Source organism: uncultured Slackia sp. (assembly GCF_959608125.1).
Classification (GTDB): Bacteria; Actinomycetota; Coriobacteriia; order Coriobacteriales; family Eggerthellaceae; genus Slackia.
Map to the genome: position 1 here is coordinate 1 of NZ_CAUHPG010000022.1, position 23,403 is coordinate 23,403.

The window sequence follows — 23,403 nt, forward strand, 5'->3', positions numbered from 1 at the left end:
TTGGCGCATACACGATTTCCAATCGTGCTCCTTCGGCCAGCTCGGACATCTCTCCATATTCGGTTGCCTGCATATCTCATGCAGCGGCAATAAAGTATAGCAAAAGCGAGAAAAATTACCAGACTTATTTGAAAATAAATAAGACCGCCAAGGGCGGTCTTATTCAGTCGTTGCAAACGGGCTTAGCGAGCGGTGGTGGTTCCGTCGGTCTCGGGGGCCTGAGCGGAATCCGCGGCGGACTCTTCCGTGTTCTCAGCCTGCTCCTCGGCAGTCTGCTCGCCATCGGCCTGATCCGTCTGGTCGGCCGATTCGGTAGCGGCATCGTCAGTCGACGAGCCGCCAGGGACGCCTGGGGCAGCCACGTCTTCAGAGGTGCTCGGAGTCACGCCTGTGGTGTCGACGTTGTAGGAAACATCGGCCGGCATGTCGTTGATGACGATTTCGGCGCTTTCCTTATAACCGGCATACCAGTCGGAGTACGCCTGGCTCCTGCTCGAGGACTCGATCGACTTCTTGATGCTATCGGTGAACTCGGCAGGAATCTGGTCCATGGAGGTCACTTCTTCAGGAGCGGTGAATACATCGGTGCACTTGATGATATGAATACCGTAATTCGTGGTGACAAGACCGCTCACCTGGTCTTTCTCAAGGCCGTCGAGGGCGGTCTGATACTCCTCGACAAAAGTGGTCAGCTTGTCCCAGCCCACGTTGCCGCCGTCTTCCTTGGAGCCCTCGTCGGTGGAGTACTGAGTCGCAGCTTCGGCGAAATCAAGCTCGCCGGCGTTGATCTTGTCGAGGACCTCCTGGGCAGTAGCCTGGTCCTCGGAGGCGAACAGGATATGGCTGGACTTCTTAGCGCCATCGTATGCGGATGCATACATCTGAGCGTACTGCAGCATCTCCTCCTCGGTGGGCTCTTCGACCGTAGCTACCTTGTCCATGAGGCCCGTTTCGATGAGGTTCAGCTTGATCATGTCGCGATAGCGGTCCTCGGTCACGCCGACGGCCTGAAGGGCGTTCTTCCATTCTTCATCAGAAGAATAGTAGCCGCGCATGGTAGAAATCTGCTCGTCCACCTGGGCATCGTCGACTACGACGCCGTTTTCTTCAGCAGCCTGGCGAATGAGCTCCTGGCTCACGTAGTAGTCGATGACTTCCTCGCGGACGGCGGTCGCATCGAGGCCGTTGTCGACCATCCACTGGGCCCAGTCGGAATCTTCCGTTAAACCGTTGGAAGAACGGAAGCTATCGACATAGGCGGTAATCGCCTTCTCGCCGAGTTCGGTTCCGTTCACCGTTGCGGCAACGCCGCCGGAAACGTCATTGATGTCGGCACCCGAAGAATCGTTCGATTCGCCCGAGCACGCCACGAGGCCGAGACCGCACGTAACCGTCAAAGCGGCGACGCACGCAGCCTTCAACAAGCCAGAAGTTTTCATCAGTCACACCTCTCGAAACAATAATGCCAAGGAGAACCCTCCTTCGGTATAGCGATGGGTATTGTGCCACACGCCCCGAAAGGCGAAGAAGCGTCCACAATACACCCATAACGACCGCGCTTTTTACTCGAAAAGGAGTATAGGACATACTCATTCGGCCAAGCCACCCGCTTTTTTTCACCCTTTTTGGCGAAGCACGGGACGGCCATCGGCCACAAATCGCTCGGCTTTTCCGACATGAAATGAAAATCGGGCCCGAAAGCAGAGCCTTGGACCCGATTCTTCCGCCGCATACAGCGGCTGTCTTTCGACGCTTTGCGCGCCTTATTTCTTGTTTGCCTTGCGGCGATCGACGGCGGAAAGCAGGCGCTTGCGCAGGCGGATGCTCTGCGGCGTCACCTCGACAAGCTCGTCGTCCTCGATGTACTCGAGCGCCTCTTCAAGAGTGAAGGTGATCGGAGGCGTGAGCTGGATCGCCTTATCGGCCGACGAGGAACGCTGGTTGCCCAGGGACTTCGCCTTCTCGACATTGACCACCATGTCGCCTTCCTTGGCGCTTTCGCCGACGATCATGCCCTCGTAGCATTCGTCGCCAGGGCCGACGAACAGACGACCGCGCTCCTGCAGCGTGTCAAGCGCGTACGCGACGGCCTTGCCGGTGCTCATGGCGATCATGCCGCCGTTCTTACGGCCGGTCATCTCGCCGGAGTAGGGGCCGTACTCGCGGAAGTGGTGGAACAGGATGGCCTCGCCGTGGCTCACGTTAAGCACGCGAGTCTTCAGTCCCATAGTACCGCGCGAGGGAATGCGGAAGGTGAGGTGCGTGGCGATTTCGTCGGTAACCATATCCTCCATGATGCCGCCCGCGGTGCCCAGAACCTCGATGACCTTGCCCGCATAGTCATTGGGAACGTCGACGGTAGCTTCCTCGATCGGCTCGAGCTTGTTGCCGTTCTCGTCGACCTTGTAGACGACCTGGGGACGACCGACCTGGAACTCGAAGCCCTCGCGGCGCATGGTCTCCATGAGGACGGACAGATGCAAGACGCCGCGGCCTGCGACGCGGACGCCGGAGTGATCCTCGGTCTCCTCGATGCGCATAGAGATGTTGCTCTCCTTCTCGCGCATAAGGCGTTCCTTCAACTGACGAGCGCCGACGATATCGCCCTCGCGACCGACGATCGGGCTCGTGGAAGCCTCGAACACGACGGCCATGGTGGGTTCCTCGACGGCAATGGGGGCGAGCTCGACCGGATTCTCGCGATCGGTGATGATGTCTCCGATATCGGCGTCCTCGATGCCGATAACGGCGATGATGTCGCCGGCCTGGGCCTCGGTAACCTCGTTCTTGCCGAGATTCTCGAAGGTATACACCTTGCGGACCTGGGCGTTGTATTCGGAGCCGTCGGCTTTCTTCACCAGCACGAGCTCTTTCTCGTGCATGACGCCGCTATGCAGGCGGCCGATGCCGATGCGACCCTCATAGCTGCTATGGTCGATCGTACAGACCTGCAGCGCCACAGGAGCATCGATTTCGACCTCGGGGGCGGGGATCTCTTTCAGGATGGTGTCGAGCAGCGGAATCATGTCCATGTTGTCGTCTTCGGGGTCGAAGCGGGCATAGCCGTTGACGGCCGAAGCGTACACCACAGGGAAGTCGAGCTGCTCGTCGCTGGCGCCGAGTTCGACCATGAGGTCGAACACCTTGTCGACGGCGGCATGCGGATCGGCATTGGGGCGGTCGATTTTGTTCACGACCACGACGATGCGCAGACCGAGCTCGAGAGCATGCGAGAGCACGAAGCGGGTCTGCGGCTTGGGACCCTCGTAGGCATCGACGATCAACAGGGCGCCGTCGGCCATGTTGAGCACGCGCTCGACCTCGCCGCCGAAATCGGCGTGGCCGGGGGTGTCGATGACGTTGATCTTCGTGTCTTTGTACTGGACCGAGATATTCTTCGACAGGATGGTGATGCCGCGCTCGCGCTCCTGATCGTTGCTGTCGAGCACACGCTCCTCGACCTGCTGGTTGCTGCGGAACACGTTCGCGGCGAACAGCAGGCGGTCGACCATCGTGGTCTTGCCATGGTCGACGTGCGCGATGATGGCTACGTTACGGATGTTTTCTTGCTTCATCAGTCTTCTTCCCAATCTTGTTCAAGTTGGCGTTTCTGCATGTCTATCTCTTTGAGGTGATCGTTGATAGTGGAGATGTTCTGACACGCCGCGATCACCGAAACGATTCCCCAGACGATAAGCGCGCCCGCGATGCCTGCGATCCAGATGACGCGCCTTCCGAGGATGGCCCCCACGGCGCCGACGGCCATCATAATGACGGCGTTGCGGCGTTCGTCGCACAAGGCGTCACGCTGGGCAACGAGCTGCGTCCTGGCGGCGGCCAGACCGGCAAGCTGGGCTTCCGCGTAGGAAACCGACCGAGACGACCGGGCAGAACCGGACGCCTCTTTCGACCCGCGGCCCGATCTGAGGAATTCGTAAGCATCCTGAAGGCGCTTGAATTGCTCGGTCGCGCGTTCCTGAAGCTTTTTATTACCCGCAAAACGGTCGGGGTGGAAGATCTGCACGCATTCTTTGTAGGCGGTTTTGATGTCTTGGGCCGTAGCGTCATCGTCGAGGCCGAGAATATTAAGCGCTTCGATGCGATTCACGCCGCTCCCTTCGTTTCTTTCGCCTTTCGCTTTTTTGCGACGGGCCATTATAACATCGTCCGAGGTAACGCGATGGTTCTGCGGGAAAAGCCCGGAGAGGCGACAAATAGGCGAGACGAACGGAATCGACGCCCGTGGGAAAAGGGGATAGAAAATAAAAAAAATGCAGGCTCAAGTGAACCTGCATGACATTCATGGTGGAGCTTAGGGGGATCGAACCCCTGACCTCAGGCTTGCAAAGCCCGCGCTCTCCCAGCTGAGCTAAAGCCCCGAAATGACACTCACAATAAACGCTCCACCGGCTCGTGGCTCACGGTGGAGCGTTTATTCATTACGGATGGTGGGCCTGACAAGACTCGAACTTGTGACCTCACGCTTATCAGGCGTGCGCTCTAACCACCTGAGCTACAGGCCCGCAACGAAAGTGCTTCGCTATAATAAAACAGACTTGTACAGTTTGGCAAGAACAATTTTAAATTTTTTTTCAACTTCACTCGAAGTCTCTCCTGACCTGGTGAAACTTCGAACACCGAATCGATCGCCTCGCTCGAAGCGCCGCTTTCCTCGTCGCAAAGCGGCACCCTGGCCCTCCGCAACATATAGAAGGCCGGCCCCGGAAGTCCCGGAGCCGGCCTTCGAAAGAATCCTCTTCGCAGCCCGACGCTACGACAACAGTCGCGAAACGGGGGCTAATCCCTTTCGGCGGCCGACAGCTCGTCATCGTCTTCGTCGGCGGCATTCGACGCCACGTCGATCAACGACGCCTGGTTGGGATCGCCCTCGGCAGGTTCGGCGGCCTTTTTCTGGCGCCTCTTCGTCGAATCGGTGGCGATAGCCACAGCGGTCACCTTATCATCGTCGGCAACGTTCATGACGCGCACGCCCTGAGTCGAGCGGCCGAGCTGACTCACATCCTCGACGGGCGTACGGATCACGACGCCTTCCTCGGAGATGATCATGAGCTCGCTCGAGGGCTTCACGACCTTCATGGCGGTCAGCAAGCCCTTCTTGGCAGTCATCGTGATGGTGAAGACGCCCTGGCCGCCGCGATGGTGCTCAGGATACTCGCCGACCGGCGTCCTCTTGCCATAGCCCTTCTCGGTGATGACGAACAGCTCCGTGTCGGGCTTGGCCACCTCCATGCCCAATACCTTCACGCCCGCAGGCACCGTCATGCCGCGCACGCCCATGGTGTCGCGACCCATGGCGCGGGCCTCGGACTCGTCCCACATGATGGCCTTGCCGGCGCTCGACACCATCATGACTTTCTCGCCCCGCTTCACGCGGCGCACGGCGATCAGGCTGTCGCCGTCCTTCAAGTTGATGGCGATCAGACCGTCGCGGCGCGTGCGGTCGTACAGGCTCATGGAGGTCTTCTTCACCATGCCCTGTTCGGTGCCGAACATGAGGAACTCGTCCTCGGGGAAGTCCTTCGTGGCAATGATGGCCGAAATGGTCTCGCCCTTGGAAAGCGGCAGCAGGTTCACGATGGCCGTACCGCGCGCGTGGCGGCTCGCCTCGGGAAGCTCGTAGACTTTCAGGCGATACACCTTGCCGGCCGTGGAGAAAAACAGCATATAGCTATGCGTCGACGCCACGAACAGATGCTCGACGAAGTCGTTGTCCTTGAGATTCACTCCCTGCATGCCCTTGCCGCCGCGCTTCTGCTGGCGGTACGTGGCGACGGGAAGGCGCTTGACGTAACCGGCCTTGGTGACCGTGACGACCATGTCCTCTTCGGCGATCAGGTCTTCGACGTCGAGCTCCTTCGCCTCGGCGGCCAGACGGGTGCGACGCGGGGTGTTGAACTTGTTCTTGACCTCCTGCAGCTCTTCCTTGATGACCTGGCGCACGAGCGTCTCGTCGGACAGAATCTGCTTGTAGTAAGCGATTTTCTCACGCAGCTCGTTCAACTCGTCCTCGAGCTTGTGGCGCTCCAGGCCGGTCAGGCGGCGTAGACGCATCTCGAGAATCGCAGCCGTCTGGGCCTCGGAAAGAGAGAAGCGCTCCATCAACTTCGCAGACGCCTCTTTGTCGGTCTGAGACCCGCGGATGATGGCGATGACCTCGTCGATATGGTCGAGCGCGACCAACAGGCCTTCCAGAATATGGGCGCGCTCCTCCGCCTTGCGCAAATCGAAGCGCGTACGGCGGACGATAATGTCTTCCTGGTGCTTGATGTAGTGGAACAGCATCTCCTTGAGCGAAAGCGTGTGGGGCACGCCGTCGACCAGAGCAAGCATGTTCACGCCCCAGCCGACTTGCAGCTGGGTGTGCTTATACAGCTTGTTGAGCACGACCTGGGGAATGGCGTTCTGCTTCAACTCGATGATGATGTCGACAGGGCTGTTGCGGTCGGCGCCGTCGTGCACGTTCGAGATCTCGGGGAGTTTCTTCTCGCGAATGAGCTCGCCCAGCTTGGTCATCAGGTTGGTACGGTTCACCTGATAGGGAATCTCGGTGATGACGATGGAGCTCTTGCCGTTCTTGCCCTCGACGATCTTGTGCTTGGCACGAATTGTCAGGCTGCCGCGGCCGGTCTCATATGCGTCGACGATGCCCTTGCGGCCCATGATGATGCCGCCGGTAGGAAAGTCGGGACCGGGGAGCACCTTCATGAGCTCCTCGGTGGTGACGTCGGGATTGTCGAGCATCATGCACGTGGCGTCGATCGTCTCGCCCAGATTATGAGGCGGGATGTTCGTCGCCATGCCGACAGCGATGCCGTTGCTGCCGTTGACGAGCAGGTTCGGGAAGCGCGCGGGAAGCACCTCGGGCTCCTGCAGGCTCTCGTCGTAGTTCGGGCGCCAGTCGACCGTTTCCTTCTCGAGATCGCGCAGAAGCTCCATTGCGGGCTTTGCCAGTCGAGCCTCGGTGTAACGCATGGCGGCGGCGGAGTCGCCGTCGATGCTGCCAAAGTTGCCGTGACCGTCGACCAGGGGGACGCGCATGGAGAAGTCCTGGGCCAGGCGGACCATGGTGTCGTACACGGCGAAGTCGCCATGCGGGTGATATTTGCCGATAACGTCGCCGACCGTACGCGCAGACTTGCTGTGCGGACGGGAAGGCGTGATGCCGCTGTCGTGCATTGCGTACAGGATGCGGCGGTGCACGGGCTTGAGGCCGTCGCGCACATCAGGAAGGGCGCGCGACATGATGACGCTCATCGAATACTCGAGAAACGACGTGCGCATCTCCTTGCCAAGCTCGGCGGATTTGATCCCGGAGGCGCCGGAATCGATATCGTCGAAGTTCTGTTCAGCCACGATTCTTCCTCCAAAGTAGAAGTCGTAGGTTCGTCAATCAAAACGCGAAACATGCGATGTTTCACGTGAAACAAGCGCTTGTCGAAGCGCCGCGGAAAAGGCGAGGCGGGCACCCGAAGCGCCGATGTCCGACCCGCCCGGCGAGTCTAGATGTCCAGGAAGCGCACGTCGCGAGCGTGTTTCTGGATGAATTCCTTACGCGGCTCGACCTGGTCGCCCATGAGCTCGGACACGGCCAACTCTGCAGCGGCGGCATCTTCGATGCTCACCTGCAGAAGCGTGCGGCTCTCGGGGTCCATGGTGGTTTCCCACAGCTGCTCGGGGTCCATCTCGCCCAGACCTTTGTAGCGCTGCATGTCGTACTTCTCGGCTTCGGCGCCGAGTTCCTCCATGAGCTGGTCTTTCGCTTCATCATTGAAGAGATACTTCAAGATTTTGCCCGTTTTCGAATTCTTCTTCTTCAGGCCGTACAGCGGCGGCTGCGCGATGTAGATGTAGCCGCGGTTGATCAGGTCCGGCATGTAGCGGTAGAAGAACGTCAGCAGCAGACAGCGGATGTGCGCACCGTCGACGTCGGCATCGGTCATGATGATGATGCGGTGGTAGCGCGCGGCGTCGCCGTTGTAGTCGTCGCCGATGTTCGTGCCGACCGCCGTGATCAGGCTCGAGATGGTGTCGCTCGACAGGGCGCGGTTGAGGCCGGCGCGTTCGACGTTGAGGATCTTGCCGCGCAGCGGCAAGATGGCCTGGTACTTACGATCGCGCGCCTGCTTCGCGGAGCCGCCTGCCGAGTCGCCCTCGACGATGAAGATTTCGGAGAGCGAAGGGTCTTTGCTGGAACAGTCGGCCAGCTTGCCCGGCATGCTGAAGCTGTCGAGCACGCCCTTGCGGCGCGTCATCTCGCGAGCCTTGCGTGCGGCCTCGCGAGCCTTGAGCGCTTGCGTCGCCTTGCCGATGATACGCTTGGCGGGGGCGGGGTTTTCTTCCAGGAACTCTGCGAGGCCCTTGGTCACCGCGCCCTGCACCAGACCGCGAATCTCGGTGTTGCCGAGCTTGGTCTTGGTCTGACCCTCGAACTGAGGGTCGTGCAGCTTCACGCTCACGACAGCGGCCAAGCCCTCGCGCGTATCGTCGCCCGAAAGGTTGTTGTCCTTTTCCTTCAAGATACCGTGCGAACGCGCGTAATCGTTGATGGTGCGCGTCAAAGCGTTCTTGAAGCCGTCGAGATGCGTACCGCCCTCGTGCGTGTTGATGTTGTTGGCGAAGGCAAGCACGCCGCTCGACGAGTAGCTGCTCGACCACTGCATGGCAACCTCGACCGTGCCGTCATCGCTTTCGGCTTCGAAGTAGATCGGCTTATTGAGCGTCTCTTTGCCCTCGTTGAGGTATTTCACGAAGTCGACAATGCCGCCGGCGTACTGGAACGTATCGCTTTTCGGCTTGCCGTCGGCGTCGAGCACGCGCTCGTCGGTCAGCTCGATATGAAGGCCCTTGTTCAAAAACGCCATTTCGCGGAAACGGGTGGCAAGGGTGTCGTAATCGTAGACCAGCGTCTCGGTGAACACCTCGGGGTCAGGCCAGAACGTCGTCTTGGTACCCGTGCCCTCTGCATCGCCGATACGGTGAAGCTTCTCGACCGTCTTACCACGCTCGAACGCGATGGCATACACGCCGCCGTCTCGCTTGACCTCGACCTCAAGGCGCGTCGAAAGCGCGTTGACGCAGGATACGCCGACGCCGTGCAAGCCGCCCGACACCTTATAGCCTTCGCCGCCGAATTTACCGCCGGCATGAAGGATCGTCAGAACGACCTCGACCGTGGGAATCTTCTCTTTCGGGTGCTTGTCGATAGGAATACCGCGGCCGTTGTCGACGACCGTGATGGAATTGTCTTCATGGATGGCCACGTCGATCTTCGTGCAGTAGCCGGCCAAAGCCTCGTCGACCGAGTTGTCGACGACCTCGTAGACCAGATGATGCAGACCGCGCGGACCGGTGGAACCGATGTACATACCGGGGCGCTTGCGGACCGCTTCGAGGCCCTCGAGCACCTGGATGTCCGAGCCATCGTAATGGCCGGGATTCTTCTGTGCCACGTGCCTACTCCTTTTCAAGTTCGTCTGATGGGTTGACACGCTGCCGGAAGCAAGCGGCGCCGAAGACCAGGATGCACCCAGGCGATCCTGGCAATCCGCGCGAACCGATCGCCCGACCTCGCGCGAAAGAGGAGGCCGAAGCGTCGCCAAATCGTTTGAAGCTGGGATGAAATGACTTTCCGACAACCTGTTCATAGTATCACAAAAGGGCGTTTGATACGCCCTTCGAACGTGCCGTTAGCGATGCTTCATACCGCCTACAAGAGGGGTTTATCGCGTTTTTCCTTTTCCATCCCCGATTTTAATTCCATATCGGAAATCATGGCCCTTAGCAGCGCCTCTCGCAGGCGTTCGTCCTCGATGGCAGAACATTGAGCCTCGAGCTCCGCGCGCCTCTCAGCGGACAAGGGAGCACGCTGGACGCGCTTTGCACAAAAGGGGGCGTCCTCCTGCGCGCGAAACGGATAGTTTTTCTTGTACTTGCCGCGCGAGACGAGAATACGGAAATCGGCGATGTCCTCGCCATAGCGCTCGAGCAGCTTGAGCCTGATCAACTCGCGTCGTGCATCGAGTTCGGCGGCGAACAGACTGTCGTCGACATAGACGATAAGGACCTTCGCGCCATGCTCGTTGACGATGTAGACCGCATTGGTGTGGTCCAGAAACATCGGCTCCATGACGTCGCGCCACATCTGCTTCACCTTATTCGCCCGCGCCGCCTTGGCAGCAAGCTCACTTGTCGCTGCGGTCGATCGCAGCGTTTTCTGCAAAGCCGACGAAAACGACGTCATCGAAGCCATGCGTTCTGCCCTCCAAGGTCGATCACGGATGCCGTGTCCAGCAAATCTCCGTCGAAGCACGACGAGTCGGTGGCGGTGATGAAGGTCTGGGTGTCATCGGCAAGAAGACCGACCAGCGCGCGACGACGGCGCACGTCGAGTTCGCTCATCACATCGTCGAGCAGAAGAACGGGCGACGTCCCGGTCATCTCTCTCATCAACGCAACTTCGGCCATCTTCCACGCAAGCACGAGGGAGCGCTGCTGGCCCTGCGACGCGAACGCCGACGCGTTGCGACCGTCGATAAAGAATTCAAGCCTGTCATGATGGGGGCCCACTACCGACCTTTTCCGCACGCGCTCTTCGGCGGCGCGGGAGCGCAACGCGGCATCGAGCGCGGCGCGCGCCTCTTCCTTCGTGTACGAAAACGCCATCGGGGCCGCCTGCGCGGCGGCTCGCACCTCGTCCGATTCCCACGACGGCACGTACGAAGCATCGATGCGTTCGGCGCCGCCCGCCATCGCGGCATAGGCATCGGCCATGTGGGAGAAAAGTTTCGAAACGAGCGCCGCACGATACAGGTACAGCTGCACAGCCGCAGGGGCGAGCATATCGTTGACGCTTTCGACGAGCAACGCCGGCGATTCGTCTTTCAACAGGGCATTCTTATGCTTCACTAGGCGCTCGAAATCGCGCTTGATCACCCTATGGTTGCGGGAAAGCTGACACCCCAGCAAGTCGAGCGCCGCACGGCGCTCTGCCTGGGCTCCTTTCGCTAGCACCAGGTCATCCGGCGAAAACACCACCGAAGGCAGCAACCCCTGCAAGTCGTGCACAGCTTTTTTCTTGCCGTTCAGGCAATACGACCTCGACCCCGGCCTGATTTCCGCCTGCACGGTCAAATCGCGCGAGGGCGAAACCAGGTGCGCAGACAGCCGAGCATGCGAAGCGTTCCAGCGTATCAGTTCCCTGCCGGTAGGGTTGCGAAACGACCCGAATGCGGTCATGAGCTGAATCCCCTCGACAGCGTTGGTCTTGCCCGTGGCGTTAGGCCCCAGCAAGACGGTCAAGCCGCCGAGGTTTTCGAGCGAAAACGACTCGTAGCTACGGAAATCCTGGAATTGTATGCCCTCGAGACGAAGCGTCACCAACGCCGCCTTACGCGATACGCACCGGCATGACGAGGTAGAGGAATTTTTCCTCGCCCACGGATTTGAAGATGCCGGGCTTAAGCGGCGACTGCGTCTCCAGATAGACTTGCTGCGTCGGGATGGAAGCCAGGCCGTCCAAAACGTACTGGTGGTTGAACGCGATTTGCGTGCTTTCGCCGATGACGTCGCAGCCAAGAACTACTTCGGCCGACCCGACGTCCTGAGAAACGGTATTGATAACCGCGTTGCCGGCAGCATCGTTGATATCGAATTTCACCGGAGAGGACAGGCTGCTGATCAAGCTGACGCGCTTGACCGCAGTGATGAGGTCCTGGGTGGAGAAGCAAGTTTGGGTCACGTAAGAGCTTGGAATGAGCTGCTTGTAGTTGGGGAAGTTGCCTTCGATACGCCGGTTGATGAACACCATGTTCTGATAGGTGAATACGATTTGGTTCTGGGATAGGCCGATTTCGATCGTCTCGTCGATCTTAGGCAGGGAAGCGACCTCCTGGAGGAAGGTTCCAGGAACAATGGCTTCGAAACCCTGCTGACAGCCGGCGAAATCGATTTCGGATACGGCAAGGCGATACGAGTCGGTCGCGACCATCTTAAGACCGGTGTCGCTCGTAGAAATGAGGACGCCGGTGAGTACAGCGTGGCTTTGGTCTTTGGAAGCGACTTTCGCGACGCGTTTGACCATAGTGCAGAAGTCGTCGAAAGGAACGGTGATGCGGTTCATGACGTCGACTGCTGGAAACTCCGGGAAGTCTTCGGCATCAAGCGTTTTCAAAACGAAGGATGACTGGTCACAGGAGACGGAAACGGTTCCCTCGAAGGTTTCGAAAGAAACCGCAGCCTCGGGGAGCTGCTTCACAATGTCGAGAAGCAGCTTCTCCGGAATAACGATAGCGCCTTCCTCTTCAACCAAGGCGGGGACGTCGTAGCGCACAGAGCGCTCGAGGTCGGTGGTTTGCATGATAAGACCTCCGCCTTGGGCTTTGACGTAGACGCCGGAAAGCACCGGCAAGGTGGAGCGCGACGAGGCTCCCTTGGAGACGATTGTGAGGGCATTGAGCAGTTCGCTCTTGTTGATGTTGAATTTCATGCCGGCATCCCTTCTTCCTAGAAAGGTAGAGTAATTAGAATAGTAGTAGTAATAAGGACGGTTGAAATGAAGAAAATTCGGTATTTCAGCTGGTCATCATTGAAAAATGACGGCTGAATACTTGTTTCCGGGATCCCACCGATCTCCACCGGATTTCGGAGCCGATTTTTCTTTCCACGTTCTTCCCCGGGTTTTACCCTAGTTTTCCCTAATGTTCTTAATGATCAATTCGATCTCTTCCTGGAGCTCTCGGCTCTTGGTGAGCTTCTCTTCGACCTGGCCGACGGAGTACATGACGGAGGAGTGGTCGCGGTCGAAACGTTTGCCGATGTCGTTGTAGGGAATATCGAGCATCTGGCGGCAGAGATACATAGCGACCTGGCGCGCGTAGGCGATGTTGCGCGAGCGCTTTTTGCCCACGAGGTCAGCGTGGCTGATCTTGTAGTAGCGTTCGACTTCCTTTTGGATGCTGGCTACGTCGAGTCGCTTGGAGCCGCCGGAAAGGAAGTGGTTCTCAAGCAACACGCGCACGTCGGGCAGCGAGATGTCCGGGTTGTTGAAGTACGTGATCTGAGAAATAACTTTGGTCACCGCGCTTTTCAGTTCACGGACGTTGGAGCTTGAGATTTCGGCTATATACATTTGTATATCTTCGGGCACGTAGAGGTCGTAGGCGTTTTCCGAAGAGCGGTACTCTTCGATGAAGCCCTTGATGATGCCCAGTTTTGTTTCGACTTCCGGCGGCTGGATGTCGCAGGTTCCGCCGGAATTGAAGCGGCTCGTGTAGCGTTCGTCGATGTCGATCGTCTTCGGTGCGCGGTCGGCGGCCAAAACGACTTGTTTGCCCATGTCGGTTAGCTTGTTGAACAGCTGGAACACGATATCGACGGTGGCGGATTTGCCCTGGAACTTCTGCACGTCGTCAATCAGCAGGACATCGGCGTCGAGGTAGCGGTTCTGGAAGTTCAGATAGCTGTCCTTGTTCTTGTCATGCGCGACGACGGCGGCCGTGTAGTCGGACAAGAACTCGGAGGAGTCGATGTAAACGACCCTCATCTGCGGATTCGTTGCGATGATGTAGTTCTGGATCGCGCGTAGCAGGTGGGTTTTGCCCAGGCCGCTGCGGCCGTAGATGAACAGCGGGTTGAGGTTCTTCTTGCCCGGCTCTTCGGCTACCGCGACGGCCATGGAGTACGCCAGGCGGTTGGAGTTGCCGACGACGAAGGTTTCGAACGTGAGCGCCGAAGCAAGCAGAGCGGTGTCGTTGACGGCATTGCGCGGATGGCGTGCATTGGCGCTGCGCGACGAGGGGAGGACTTGTTCGACGAATTCGGTCTCTTCGCCAGCGGTCATCGGAAATGCTGCACCATCAGTCGCTTCGACGGTTTCCTCGGCCGGCATGGACTGCGTCTGAACGGGCGGGATGGGCTGAGTCGTGCCCGTGTGATGCGTCTGAATCGGTGACGGCTGCGTTTCGGCGACGGTTTGCTGCGGTGCGGCGACACCCCCTGCGAAAGGATGCGCCGGCACGGGAGCGGGAGCCATGGGGGCAGGGGCGGGTGCGGGAGCTGCGGCGGGGGCCGCCATCTGAACGGGGGCGCCTGCCGCAGCATCGCCCATGGGGTCGACTTCGATTTCGACCAGGTAGTCGATGCCGAACAGGTCTTTGAGGGCCTGCTGGATGGTGGTCATGAATCGGCGTTCGACCTGGCTTTTGATGAAGGCGGTATCGGCGGTCACGATGAGGAAGCCGTCCGAGATGGCCTGCGGCTGCAGGCGGCTGAAGAAGGCGTCGACCTGTACGGGGTTGACGGAGTCGTAGCCCTTGACCTGGTTGCAGACGAGCTGCCATGTTTCATAAAGATTGCTGGAATCTACCATCGCTATCCGACCTTTTCTTTAAAAACCCTCGTCAGAGGATGAATATCGTGTTTCGTGACGCTTCTTTGCGCCGGGTTTCAGAACAGCTTTCCCGCAACCTGGCGTCCGAGTTCTGTCAGCGTCCGGATTTTTCCGACGCTTTCGACCAGTCCCGTCTCTTCGAGATTCGTCAGTGCTCGGTGGACGGTGCTGGGGCTGAGCTCGAGCTCGTTTTTGATGTCGGTGAGCCTGAGCGACCCGTCTTTCATCAAAAGATAGAGGATGTCTTTCTCTCTATCGGTGAGCGGCGGCACCAAAGCGCTTCGTTTGGGCTTGGACTGCGGCGGCTCTTGCTTGCGCGGCGGTTCGCGGTCGTCGTCAGGGTTGATGCTGATGGTGACGACGGCGCCCGTGGTGAGGTTGTCCTCGATGGTTATGCGGCCGTGCGAAAACGAAAGGTACTCTTTGACCAGGGGAAGCCCGCTTCCGACGCCGCGAATGTATTTCTTCATCGGTTCGACCGCCGAAGAGAATCCGGGCATCTGGGCCTTTTCCTTCTGGGCTATGCCGGGGCCTTGGTCCGAGAACCGTATCGTATTGCCCTTGTCATATATAGATACGATGATCTCGCGGAATTGGGCGTGGATGAAATTCTCGCTGACCTCCCTGACAACGGTGTAGGGGATGGTGCCTCCGGCCTGCTGGGCCTGGGCGTATGCGGTCGATGCGAGCTCCTCGATGAATTCCGCAGTCGAGTTCGGCTTGATTTCCGTGACGCGGGGGGCGCTGCGGAAATCGTCGTAGCATGCGATGCGCGCGGACGTGAGCGCACGCGAAAAATCGCCGCTCAAGGAGGCGGCGACGTCAGGGGCGTTTTCCGCTGTGTCTGAAGTGTGTTCCAACGCTCTCCCGATTCCGATGTTTTCGCCGACACGCGCTTCCATCGGAAAAATGACGCGTCGTTTTCCCGAGTGGATTTCTCATTCTATGGTTTGTGGAAAAGTTTTCCAAGGGTGTTTTGCACCTATGTGGAATTCTTCACTGGATCCAGCCAGAGTTTTCCATGTTTTCAACTTTTTATTCATGAAGTGTTGAAAGTATTGAAAACTGTAGAAAAGAGAAATCGCATTGAGGAAAAATGACTTGAAAAGTGAGGAAAAGAAAAAATGAAAGGGAGGAAAAATGACTGAATCCGATAAGGTTATCCACGGTTTACTTCAAAATACCCCGGATTTTCAACCTTGTTATCATCAAAATTGTTAGAAAAAGAATCACCAGTTCAAATATAGAAAAGTATGGTTTTATTCCGACTGTTTCAACAAAACTCACGAGTTTGATTTTGGACATTAACGAAATTAACAGATGGTTTTCAACAGAGTGAAGAAAAGACTTTTTTAATTTTCAATAATTTCAACAATACTCACAATAAGGTGAAGGGACGAAGAAAAGCGTAATGTGGAAAGAAGGGTAGTTTTCCATTTTTCCACGACGGCCTTTGCGAAAAAAATTCTTTTCACGAAATTCTGGAGATCAAGTGGATACCTTTTTGGAAAACCGTGGAAGGTTTTCCAGAGCGAAATTGTTGGAAGATGGAATTTCCACTTCTGTGATAGGCCTGTCGGAAAACGCTCGTGGAAAAAACATCCGGCGCCGCCCTTTTTCGGAGTGTTTTTTTCAACATGGGGGCGTATCGCGTCGCTCGCGGTCTTGGTGCCGCCGCTCTGCGGTTCGGTGGATTTTCTTGAGATGCGTCCGTCGGGCCGGCGCATCGCTTCGCATGCCGATCCGACACTTCATGTGTGTAAGAAGCTCTTTCGTATACATATATATAGTGGTAGTCGTTCGGAGACGGCTCGGTCGGATGGCCCGATTCGGCCGCCCTTTGCACGGTGTTTTCCGTCTTATCCCTGTTGAATAAGGAAAAAATGCTTTACTTTTAATTTGTGCGAGGTATACTCGTACGGCTATTCATCAAAGGATTATGGTTTCTGTCCGTTTGAAAGGGAGTCGATATGAAGCGCACTTATCAGCCGAATAAGCGCAAGCGCGCCAAGTGCCACGGTTTCCGTGCCCGCATGGCTACCAAGGGTGGTCGTGCTGTCTTGGCCGCACGTCGCGCCAAGGGCCGCAAGCGTCTTTGCGTGTAACGAAAGGTCATCGGTTTGAAATCGACCATTAAGTCGAGCGCCGATATATCCCTTCTTTTCTCGCAAGGAAAAAAATTCAGCACGCCGTTTCTTACGGTTATGGTGCTGAAGCATTGCAATCAACACGACCATGAGATCGATCATGGTCGTGTTGCTTTTATTGCGGGAAAAAAGTCAGGAAATGCCGTTTGGCGCAACGGCGCGAAACGACGCATGAGGGAAATCGCCCGCGCATGCGGTGCACCGTGGGACGGCTATGACGTTGTGTTTCTGGCCCGTGCTCCTATTCTCAAGGCGTCTTATAGTAAAGTGAGTACCGCGTGTTCTAAGGCCCTGTCGAAGGCAGGGCTTGTGAAGTCTGCTTCGCGATAATGCTCCGGGCGGATACGAGAAGGTGCATATGATGATCAAGGCGGCATGGTCGTTTATTCGAGCGCTGCCGAAAAACGCTGCGCTCGCATTGATAAGAGTGTATCGCATTGCCATATCCCCTCTTTTCCCCGCGTGTTGTCGCTATATTCCCACGTGTTCCGAATATGGACTCATCGCCATCCAGCGATTCGGGTTCATTCGTGGGGGATGGCTGACTGTCAAGAGGATATGCAGGTGTCATCCCTTCCATCCCGGAGGCTATGACCCTGTGCCCGACGAACTGTAGAAAGGTGTAAGTCAATGTGGGACGCGTTTAAAGATTGGATATTCAGCTGTATCCAATTCTTCTTTAATTTCGTTGGCGACTGGGGTCTCGCGATCATCGTCATCACGGTCATCTTCCGCGCGATCGTCGCCCCGATCATGCACAAGCAGATCAAATCGAACTTCCAGATGCAGAAGATCCAGCCTCTGATCAAGGAAGTCCAGACTAAGTTCTCCAACGACCCCGTTCGCATGAACGAGGAGATGCAGAAGCTTTACGCCGAGACCAAGTTCAATCCTCTGGCGGGCTGCCTGCCCATGCTTCTGCAGATGCCTATCTTCCTTGCCATGTTCCAGACCCTTCGTGAACTGGGCGGACGCCAGGGGGAGACCGCGTACACGTTCTACGGCATGGTTCCCGACCTGACCCAGACCCCCTCGGGCGTCTTCAGCGACGGCTTCATGGCGTTCTTCCCGTATCTGGTCCTGATGCTGGTGTTCGCCGGCGCGACCTTCCTGCCCATGGTGCTGCAGAACATCCACAACGACAGCGCGCAGCGTAACCAGATGTTGATCATGGGCGGCATCATGACCCTCATGATGCTCTGGATTTCCTGGGGTTCGCCCGCAGGCGTTCTGCTGTTCTGGGGCACGTCTTCTGTCATCGGCATCCTGCAGAGCCAGCTGACCATGCGCATCCTGAAGAAGGAAGAGGCCGCGAAAGAGGCCGAGCAGATCGAGGTTCAGCCGGTGAAGGTCAACGTCGAGCGCAAGGTGAAGAAGAAGCGCCCGACCAAGAAGCGTTAAAAGAGTTCGTTCGCCGGGCGCCGTTCCGGCGCTGTCAAAGAAAGGACCCGTCATGGCCGAGGAAGATATCATGGCCGAAGAGGGCATCGTCGAGGAGGATGCTCCTCGTGAGCTGAAGGGCGACACCGCCCATACCGAGATGATCGAGCTGACCGAAGAGGAGCTCGACCGCGTGGCCGACACCGCCATCGACGCGCTCCAGGGCATCCTGAAGCATTTCGACGTCGGCGAAGTGACCATCGACGAATACGAGGGCGACGAAGGCGAGCTGATCCTGGATATCACCGGCGACAACCTGGCTATCCTGATCGGTCGCCATGGCAAGACCCTCGATGCGCTGCAGTTCATCATTTCCGCCATCACCACGCGCACGCTCGGCTTCCGCTATCCCGTGGTGGTCGACGTCGAAGGCTACAAGAACCGCCAGCGTCAGAAGCTCGAGTCCATTGCCGAATCGGCCGCCCGCCGCGCCGTTTCCCAGGACCGCAATATCAAGTTGCGTCCGATGACTCCGTACGAGCGCCGCATCGTCCATCTCGCCCTGCGCGACCGCGACGATGTGGAGACCGCTTCCGAGGGCGAGGGCAGTGCCCGCCACGTGGTGGTCATTCCCCGCTAGCGGATACGATTCGACCAGATCGAGCGGCTTTCCGACCGCGGGAAGCCGCCGCAACGCCGCCCTTTCCGGGGCGGCGTTTTTTATGGGTGCCGTGCCGCGCGGGTCGCGATGCGCGGGCTCGGATACAATGGCAATGCCGTACCGAATATGCGAAAGAGGTGGATATGGGCCGCTTGGCGGACATCATGGCGCAATGCCATGGCATCGATATCGACGAGGGTCAGGAGCGCTTGCTCATGGACGACCTGCACGCGATCATGAAGGTGAACGAGACGATGAACCTCACCAGGATTCTTTCCGAAGAGGGCGGCATCGTGCTTCACTTGGAAGACAGCCTGACCGGCCTTCCGTTCGTCGCGGACGCGCCCGCTGGCCTGTATGCCGACCTCGGCACCGGCGGCGGCTTTCCCGGCATGCCGATGTGCATCATGACGGGCAGGCAGACCCTGCTCGTCGATTCGGTCCAGAAGAAGGTGCGTGCGCTCGAGGGCGTCGCCGCACAGCTCGGTCTGGGCGACAAGGTGGACGTGTATGCGGGCAGAATCGAGGATCTTGGACGCGAACGCGCCGGCGAATTCTCGGTTCTCACGGCGCGCGCGTTGAGCGCCCTGGGGTCGTTGATGGAGCTCGCCTCGCCGCTGTTGAAACGCGGCGGCCGTCTTGTGTGCTACAAAGCGCAGCCGTCGGAAGAGGAGTTGTCTTGTGCCCTGGGCATTCAGGATACGGTGGGGCTCACGCTTGTCGAGCGCCGCGATTTCTCGCTGAGCGACGGCTCCACGCGCTGCATCTTCGTGTTCGAGAAAACGGGCAAGCCGCGCGTCAAACTTCCGCGCAGGGTCGGCCTGGCCCAGAAGGACCCGCTGCGCCCGCGCTAAGGGAGGTTTGCCAAAAACTCCCGTGGCGGGAGGTTTTGGCGAGATACGCCGCTCGTCATCGACCATGCCGCGCGGTCGCGCGTTGTTTCACGTGAAACATGCTGCGGCTGTCTGGCTTTTTCATGCGTGATTTAAAGAAAAAGAGCGGGTTTCCAATACGACGATATGCCGTGCCGCCGAACGGTATAATAACGAAATCGAGTGATTCGGCCGTATCGTCATCATCGGCCGGATGTTTCACGTGAAACATCGTTTTCTACACATCGGCGAAGCTTTTTGCTCAAAAGCCGTATTCATGGGGCCATCGCCGCGTTCGAGGAGGAATCCGTGGGATTGTTTGATAGTTTCAAGCGTCAAGTGAGCCATCACGAAACGCCCGAGGTTTCGATTCCTCCCGCTTCTCACGATCAAGGAAAAGACGAAGAGCTTGAGGACGTGCGCGTCGTCGAGCGCGAAGTCGCTGCCGAGCCGGTCGAAGACGAGCAGGTCGAGGAGAGCGTTCATACGTTCGTCGCCACGCCGCTGCGTACGTATGCCGATAAAAAACCGGTGAAGCATGTGGTGGGTGCGACCAAGGTCATCGCCATTCTGAACCAGAAGGGCGGAGTCGGAAAATCGACGACGGCCATCAATCTTGGCGCCGCTTTGGGCGAACTGGGGAAACAGGTTCTGCTGGTCGACCTCGACCCCCAGGGCAACACTTCGAGCGGTTTGGGTATCGAAAAAGGCGAGCTCGATCGCTGTGTCTACGACGTTTTGATCGACGACGAGACCACGCTGCTCGATGTGATCGTTCCCGACGTGTGCGACGGTTTGGACGTCGCTCCCGCGACCATCAATCTCGCCGGCGCCGAGGTGGAACTTGTATCCGCCATGGCACGCGAGAACAGGCTCAAGGAAGCTATCGGTTCGGTTCGCGGCAAGTACGATTACGTGTTCATCGACTGTCCTCCGTCGCTCGGTCTCCTGACGGTGAATGCCCTTGTCGCCGCCGACAAGCTGCTCATTCCGATTCAGTGCGAGTTTTACGCGCTTGAAGGCGTGACCAAGCTGCTCGATTCCATGAAGCGCGTCAAAACGTATCTCAATCCTTCGCTCGATATCTTCGGCGTGTTGTTGACTATGTACGACGGTCGCACGACGTTGTCCAAGCAGGTGGCAAGCGAGGTGCGCGGCTTTTTCGAGAAGCTGGTGTTCGATGCGGTCATTCCACGTTCTGTAAAGGTGTCCGAGGCGCCGAGCTTCGGTCAGCCCATTACCGAATACGACCCCACGGGCAAGGGCGCGCAGGCATACCGTGCGTTGGCGAAGGAAGTGGTGCGTCGTGGCTAGGAGTGCAAAGGGCGGCTTGGGCCGTGGTTTGAGTTCTTTGATCGGCGGCTACGAGGCCGCTGCGGAAGAGAACGCCGAGGGCCTTGTCGCGAACGGCGGCGAAGGAGAGGCTGTCGCGGTCGATTCCGAGGGAAGCGCCCGCGTGTCGGACGAAGTGGCGCTCGAGCGCATCTTTCCGAATCCCGATCAGCCCCGTAGGCAGTTCGACCCCGAAGAGCTCCAGGAGCTTTCCGATTCGATCGCGCGCGATGGGCTGTTGCAGCCAATCCTGGTCAGGGAGTCGGGCGACGGCTATGAAATCATCGCAGGGGAGCGTCGCTGGCAGGCAAGCCGCCTTGCGGGCCTCGAGAAGGTTCCGGTGCGTATCAAGAATGCCGACGACGATAAAGTTCTCGAACTGGCGATGATCGAGAATCTGCAACGAAGCGACCTGAACCCCATGGAAGAGGCGTACGGCTACAAGCGCATGATGGAAAGCGGCAATAAAACGCAGGCCGATGTGGCCGCTGCCGTGTCGAAGGGACGCTCTACGATCGCCAATGCGCTGCGTCTGCTCGACTTGCCCGAAGACGCCCAGCAGCTTCTGCTCGAAGAGAAGATCGCCGCCGGACACGCCCGCGCGATCCTTTCCATCCCGTCGGATGAGGGCAGGCGAAAACTCACCGAGAAGCTGCGCGAAGAAAAGCTTTCCGTACGCGAAGCCGAGGCTCTTGCCAGGCTGATCGCGGGCAAAGAGGCCGCGTCGAAGAAGCCGCCGAAGCCGCCTGCGTCGCCGCTGTATAAGAAAGCCGCCAAGTCGCTCGGCGATGCGTTTCATACCAAGGTGCGCATCAGGAGCGCGAACGGCAAGAATAAAATCGAGATCGAGTTCAAAGACGAAGAGGATTTGCAGCGAATCTTCGATATGATGAGCAATCCCGAATAACGAAGGTTTCGAGGCCCCGGGCGCATGCGCTGTCGGGGCCTTGTTCGATACACGCCGAAGGAGAACCAATGGCACAAGGAATTGAAGCGTATTCGTACGAAGGCATCTGCGCCCTGATGAAGGAATGGGGCCAGCCCGGATTCCGCGCAAAGCAGCTCATGCAGTGGCTGTATCAGAAAGGCGTCGATTCCTATGACGATATGAGCAATCTGCCTGCGGCCCTGAAGGAGCGTCTTGAAAAAGAAGCGCCTCTGCATCGCGCCGAAGTTATCGACAAGCGCGTGTCGACCGACGGAACGAGGAAATACATCGTACGTTTCTCCGATGGCGCCGCAGCCGAGATGGTAGCCATCCCCTCGCAGGATCGCCTGACGGTATGCTTCTCCACTCAGGTGGGTTGCGCTATGGGCTGCATTTTCTGCGCGACCGGCAAAGAGGGCTTCACGCGCAATCTGCTGCCGGGCGAAATGGTCGATCAGGTGCTCATCGCCCAGAAGGATATGGGTATGCGCGTGACCAATCTGGTCGGCATGGGGCAGGGCGAGCCGTTCTTGAACTACGACAACGTCATGGCAGCCATGAGGCTCGTCAATTCGCCTGATGGCTTGAATATCGGCGCCCGCAAAATCACTCTTTCCACGTGCGGCATTCTGTCGGGCATCAGGAAGTTCGCGCACGAGCCCGAGCAGTTCACGATGGCTATCTCGCTGCATTCCGCGGTGCAGAAGACCCGCGACGTGCTTATGCCGTCCATGGTCCATCAGAGCCTGACCGACCTGAAGCAGGATATCCGCGCCTATCAGGAGGAGTCCGGTCGCCGCGTGACGTACGAATACGTGATGATCGACGGCCTGAATGACGACGACGAGCACCTCGGCGCCCTGATCGACTTCTGCCGTGGCACCATGTGCCACGTGAACCTCATCCCGATCAACGAAATCGAGGGTTCGGTGCTGCAGCCCAGCAGTGAAAAGACCGTGAATCGCTTCGTCGCCGAACTCGAGAAGCGCGGCATCGAGGCGACGCTTCGCAATTCGCGCGGCTCCGACATCGCCGGCGCCTGCGGCCAGCTCAAGAATATGCGTCGTTAAGGAAGGGGCTGGCGCCTTGTGCGCCTGCCCGCCTGAGCGAAGGCAAGAAAAAAGCCACCCGATCGGGTGGCTTTTTTTGCGGACCGAACGAAAGATTCGTTACAGAGCCTCGGCGGCCTTCTTGTAGCCGGCCTTATGGGCGCCTTCGAATTTCGCGGTCATCTCGAAGAAGTGGGCGATGTCTTCGAAGCCCTCTTCGCGTGCAATCTTGGCGAACTCGGGGTACATGCTTTCTTCCTCGTACTGCTCGCCGGCAGCGGCGCTTTCGAGGTTCTCCTTCACGCCGCCGAACATACCCAGATACACTGCCTCGGCGAGCGCGTGGGCGGTCTCTTCGGCCATGGGGCGGTCGAATGCAGCGGCGGCCGCATCTTCGCCGGCCTCTTCGGCGATGTGCTTCCACAGGGTGTACTTGCGGTTGGCCTGGGACTCGCCGGCGAACGCGGCAGCGAGGTTCTCGGCGGTCTTGGTGCCGGTCACGTCAGCGGGCTGATACTCGACGAATGCGGCCTGGCCGGCGTGGCACATGGGGCATTCTTCGGGAGCGGAACCGACGTGCAGATAACCGCAGACCTTGCAACGATAGATTTTCATGGTGGTACCCCT

General features: G+C 58.3%; 22 protein-coding genes and 2 tRNA genes. 9 read left to right on the forward strand and 15 right to left on the reverse strand.

Annotated elements, in window-relative coordinates; genetic code table 11:
* Positions 1-182 precede the first annotated feature (182 nt).
* The 13 genes from Q6E04_RS07290 to Q6E04_RS07350 all read right to left on the reverse strand — a co-directional run bounded on the left by Q6E04_RS07290 (position 183) and on the right by Q6E04_RS07350 (position 16,134).
* A complete protein-coding gene (locus Q6E04_RS07290) occupies positions 183-1,439 on the reverse strand; it encodes a peptidylprolyl isomerase (protein ID WP_303250128.1) in 1,257 nt (418 codons plus the stop codon).
* Between the two features lie 324 nt (positions 1,440-1,763).
* A complete protein-coding gene (gene typA / locus Q6E04_RS07295; RefSeq protein ID WP_303250129.1) occupies positions 1,764-3,575 on the reverse strand; it encodes a translational GTPase TypA in 1,812 nt (603 codons plus the stop codon).
* Positions 3,575-4,108 carry a J domain-containing protein gene (locus tag Q6E04_RS07300; protein WP_303250130.1) on the reverse strand — a complete coding sequence of 178 codons (534 nt, stop codon included), beginning with the start codon at positions 4,106-4,108 and terminating at the stop codon, positions 3,575-3,577. The genes typA and Q6E04_RS07300 overlap by 1 nt, the downstream gene beginning before the upstream one ends.
* A gap of 195 nt (positions 4,109-4,303) precedes the next feature.
* Positions 4,304-4,379: transfer RNA gene (locus Q6E04_RS07305), tRNA-Ala, on the reverse strand.
* Positions 4,380-4,446: 67 nt separating this feature from the next.
* A tRNA-Ile gene (locus Q6E04_RS07310) sits at positions 4,447-4,523 on the reverse strand.
* Between the two features lie 274 nt (positions 4,524-4,797).
* Entirely contained in the window at positions 4,798-7,374 is a 2,577-nt protein-coding gene (gyrA, locus tag Q6E04_RS07315) for a DNA gyrase subunit A (RefSeq protein WP_303250131.1), read from the reverse strand.
* A 146-nt stretch (positions 7,375-7,520) separates the two neighbouring features.
* Complete coding sequence (gene gyrB, locus Q6E04_RS07320) at positions 7,521-9,470, reverse strand: DNA topoisomerase (ATP-hydrolyzing) subunit B (protein ID WP_303250132.1); 1,950 nt, start codon at positions 9,468-9,470, stop codon at positions 7,521-7,523.
* A 257-nt stretch (positions 9,471-9,727) separates the two neighbouring features.
* Complete coding sequence (locus Q6E04_RS07325; protein ID WP_303250133.1) at positions 9,728-10,261, reverse strand: DciA family protein; 534 nt, start codon at positions 10,259-10,261, stop codon at positions 9,728-9,730.
* Positions 10,258-11,397: a DNA replication/repair protein RecF gene (locus Q6E04_RS07330; protein WP_303250134.1), complete on the reverse strand. Its 1,140-nt coding sequence runs from the start codon at positions 11,395-11,397 to the stop codon at positions 10,258-10,260. The genes Q6E04_RS07325 and Q6E04_RS07330 overlap by 4 nt, the downstream gene beginning before the upstream one ends.
* Positions 11,398-11,407: 10 nt before the next feature.
* A complete protein-coding gene (gene dnaN, locus Q6E04_RS07335) occupies positions 11,408-12,505 on the reverse strand; it encodes a DNA polymerase III subunit beta (RefSeq protein WP_303250135.1) in 1,098 nt (365 codons plus the stop codon).
* 198 nt (positions 12,506-12,703) lie between these two features.
* On the reverse strand, positions 12,704-14,386 hold the full coding sequence (gene dnaA, locus Q6E04_RS07340; RefSeq protein ID WP_303250136.1) for a chromosomal replication initiator protein DnaA: 1,683 nt from the start codon (positions 14,384-14,386) through the stop codon (positions 12,704-12,706).
* Between the two features lie 77 nt (positions 14,387-14,463).
* The gene (locus Q6E04_RS07345) at positions 14,464-15,267 is read right to left on the reverse strand and encodes an ATP-binding protein (protein ID WP_303250137.1); all 804 of its coding nucleotides are present in this window, start codon (positions 15,265-15,267) and stop codon (positions 14,464-14,466) included.
* 492 nt (positions 15,268-15,759) lie between these two features.
* Entirely contained in the window at positions 15,760-16,134 is a 375-nt protein-coding gene (locus Q6E04_RS07350) for a hypothetical protein (protein WP_303250138.1), read from the reverse strand.
* A gap of 243 nt (positions 16,135-16,377) precedes the next feature.
* Here Q6E04_RS07350 and rpmH point away from each other — a divergent pair, with 243 nt between their 5' ends.
* From rpmH to rsmG, 6 genes are all read left to right on the forward strand, one after another.
* A complete protein-coding gene (gene rpmH, locus Q6E04_RS07355) occupies positions 16,378-16,512 on the forward strand; it encodes a 50S ribosomal protein L34 (protein WP_040626826.1) in 135 nt (44 codons plus the stop codon).
* A gap of 15 nt (positions 16,513-16,527) precedes the next feature.
* The gene (gene rnpA / locus Q6E04_RS07360) at positions 16,528-16,884 is read left to right on the forward strand and encodes a ribonuclease P protein component (protein ID WP_303250139.1); all 357 of its coding nucleotides are present in this window, start codon (positions 16,528-16,530) and stop codon (positions 16,882-16,884) included.
* Positions 16,885-16,912: 28 nt separating this feature from the next.
* On the forward strand, positions 16,913-17,170 hold the full coding sequence (gene yidD / locus Q6E04_RS07365) for a membrane protein insertion efficiency factor YidD (RefSeq protein ID WP_368656406.1): 258 nt from the start codon (positions 16,913-16,915) through the stop codon (positions 17,168-17,170).
* 14 nt (positions 17,171-17,184) lie between these two features.
* Positions 17,185-17,955, forward strand: coding sequence for a YidC/Oxa1 family membrane protein insertase (locus Q6E04_RS07370; RefSeq protein WP_303250140.1), 771 nt, complete (start codon positions 17,185-17,187; stop codon positions 17,953-17,955).
* A gap of 52 nt (positions 17,956-18,007) precedes the next feature.
* A complete protein-coding gene (locus Q6E04_RS07375; RefSeq protein WP_303250141.1) occupies positions 18,008-18,574 on the forward strand; it encodes a R3H domain-containing nucleic acid-binding protein in 567 nt (188 codons plus the stop codon).
* Between the two features lie 164 nt (positions 18,575-18,738).
* Positions 18,739-19,449, forward strand: a complete 711-nt coding sequence (gene rsmG, locus Q6E04_RS07380) for a 16S rRNA (guanine(527)-N(7))-methyltransferase RsmG (RefSeq protein ID WP_303250142.1) — start codon at positions 18,739-18,741, stop codon at positions 19,447-19,449.
* 55 nt (positions 19,450-19,504) lie between these two features.
* Here the strand turns inward: rsmG and Q6E04_RS07385 are convergent, their stop codons facing one another.
* A complete protein-coding gene (locus Q6E04_RS07385) occupies positions 19,505-19,690 on the reverse strand; it encodes a hypothetical protein (RefSeq protein ID WP_303250143.1) in 186 nt (61 codons plus the stop codon).
* Between the two features lie 86 nt (positions 19,691-19,776).
* On the opposite strand from Q6E04_RS07385, the gene Q6E04_RS07390 reads away from it, so the two are divergent.
* The 3 genes from Q6E04_RS07390 (at position 19,777) to rlmN (ending at position 22,797) form a co-directional block, all read left to right on the forward strand.
* The gene (locus Q6E04_RS07390) at positions 19,777-20,781 is read left to right on the forward strand and encodes a ParA family protein (RefSeq protein WP_368656407.1); all 1,005 of its coding nucleotides are present in this window, start codon (positions 19,777-19,779) and stop codon (positions 20,779-20,781) included.
* Entirely contained in the window at positions 20,774-21,706 is a 933-nt protein-coding gene (locus Q6E04_RS07395) for a ParB/RepB/Spo0J family partition protein (protein WP_303250144.1), read from the forward strand. The genes Q6E04_RS07390 and Q6E04_RS07395 overlap by 8 nt, the downstream gene beginning before the upstream one ends.
* Positions 21,707-21,774: 68 nt before the next feature.
* Positions 21,775-22,797, forward strand: a complete 1,023-nt coding sequence (rlmN, locus tag Q6E04_RS07400) for a 23S rRNA (adenine(2503)-C(2))-methyltransferase RlmN (protein ID WP_303250145.1) — start codon at positions 21,775-21,777, stop codon at positions 22,795-22,797.
* 99 nt (positions 22,798-22,896) lie between these two features.
* Here the strand turns inward: rlmN and Q6E04_RS07405 are convergent, their stop codons facing one another.
* Complete coding sequence (locus tag Q6E04_RS07405) at positions 22,897-23,391, reverse strand: ferritin family protein (RefSeq protein WP_303250146.1); 495 nt, start codon at positions 23,389-23,391, stop codon at positions 22,897-22,899.
* Between the last annotated feature and the right edge of the window lie 12 nt (positions 23,392-23,403).

Bases quoted from the DNA above. Each gene is read 5' to 3' on its own strand.
- Q6E04_RS07290 (WP_303250128.1), bottom strand. From the start codon at position 1,439: ATGAAAACTTCTGGCTTGTTGAAGGCTGCGTGCGTCGCCGCTTTGACG.
- typA (WP_303250129.1), bottom strand. From the start codon at position 3,575: ATGAAGCAAGAAAACATCCGTAACGTAGCCATCATCGCGCACGTCGAC.
- Q6E04_RS07325 (WP_303250133.1), bottom strand. From the start codon at position 10,261: ATGACGTCGTTTTCGTCGGCTTTGCAGAAAACGCTGCGATCGACCGCA.
- dnaN (WP_303250135.1), bottom strand. From the start codon at position 12,505: ATGAAATTCAACATCAACAAGAGCGAACTGCTCAATGCCCTCACAATC.
- dnaA (WP_303250136.1), bottom strand. From the start codon at position 14,386: ATGGTAGATTCCAGCAATCTTTATGAAACATGGCAGCTCGTCTGCAAC.
- Q6E04_RS07350 (WP_303250138.1), bottom strand. From the start codon at position 16,134: ATGCGCCGGCCCGACGGACGCATCTCAAGAAAATCCACCGAACCGCAG.
- rpmH (WP_040626826.1), top strand. From the start codon at position 16,378: ATGAAGCGCACTTATCAGCCGAATAAGCGCAAGCGCGCCAAGTGCCAC.
- yidD (WP_368656406.1), top strand. From the start codon at position 16,913: ATGATGATCAAGGCGGCATGGTCGTTTATTCGAGCGCTGCCGAAAAAC.
- Q6E04_RS07370 (WP_303250140.1), top strand. From the start codon at position 17,185: ATGTGGGACGCGTTTAAAGATTGGATATTCAGCTGTATCCAATTCTTC.
- Q6E04_RS07375 (WP_303250141.1), top strand. From the start codon at position 18,008: ATGGCCGAGGAAGATATCATGGCCGAAGAGGGCATCGTCGAGGAGGAT.
- rsmG (WP_303250142.1), top strand. From the start codon at position 18,739: ATGGGCCGCTTGGCGGACATCATGGCGCAATGCCATGGCATCGATATC.
- rlmN (WP_303250145.1), top strand. From the start codon at position 21,775: ATGGCACAAGGAATTGAAGCGTATTCGTACGAAGGCATCTGCGCCCTG.
- Q6E04_RS07405 (WP_303250146.1), bottom strand. From the start codon at position 23,391: ATGAAAATCTATCGTTGCAAGGTCTGCGGTTATCTGCACGTCGGTTCC.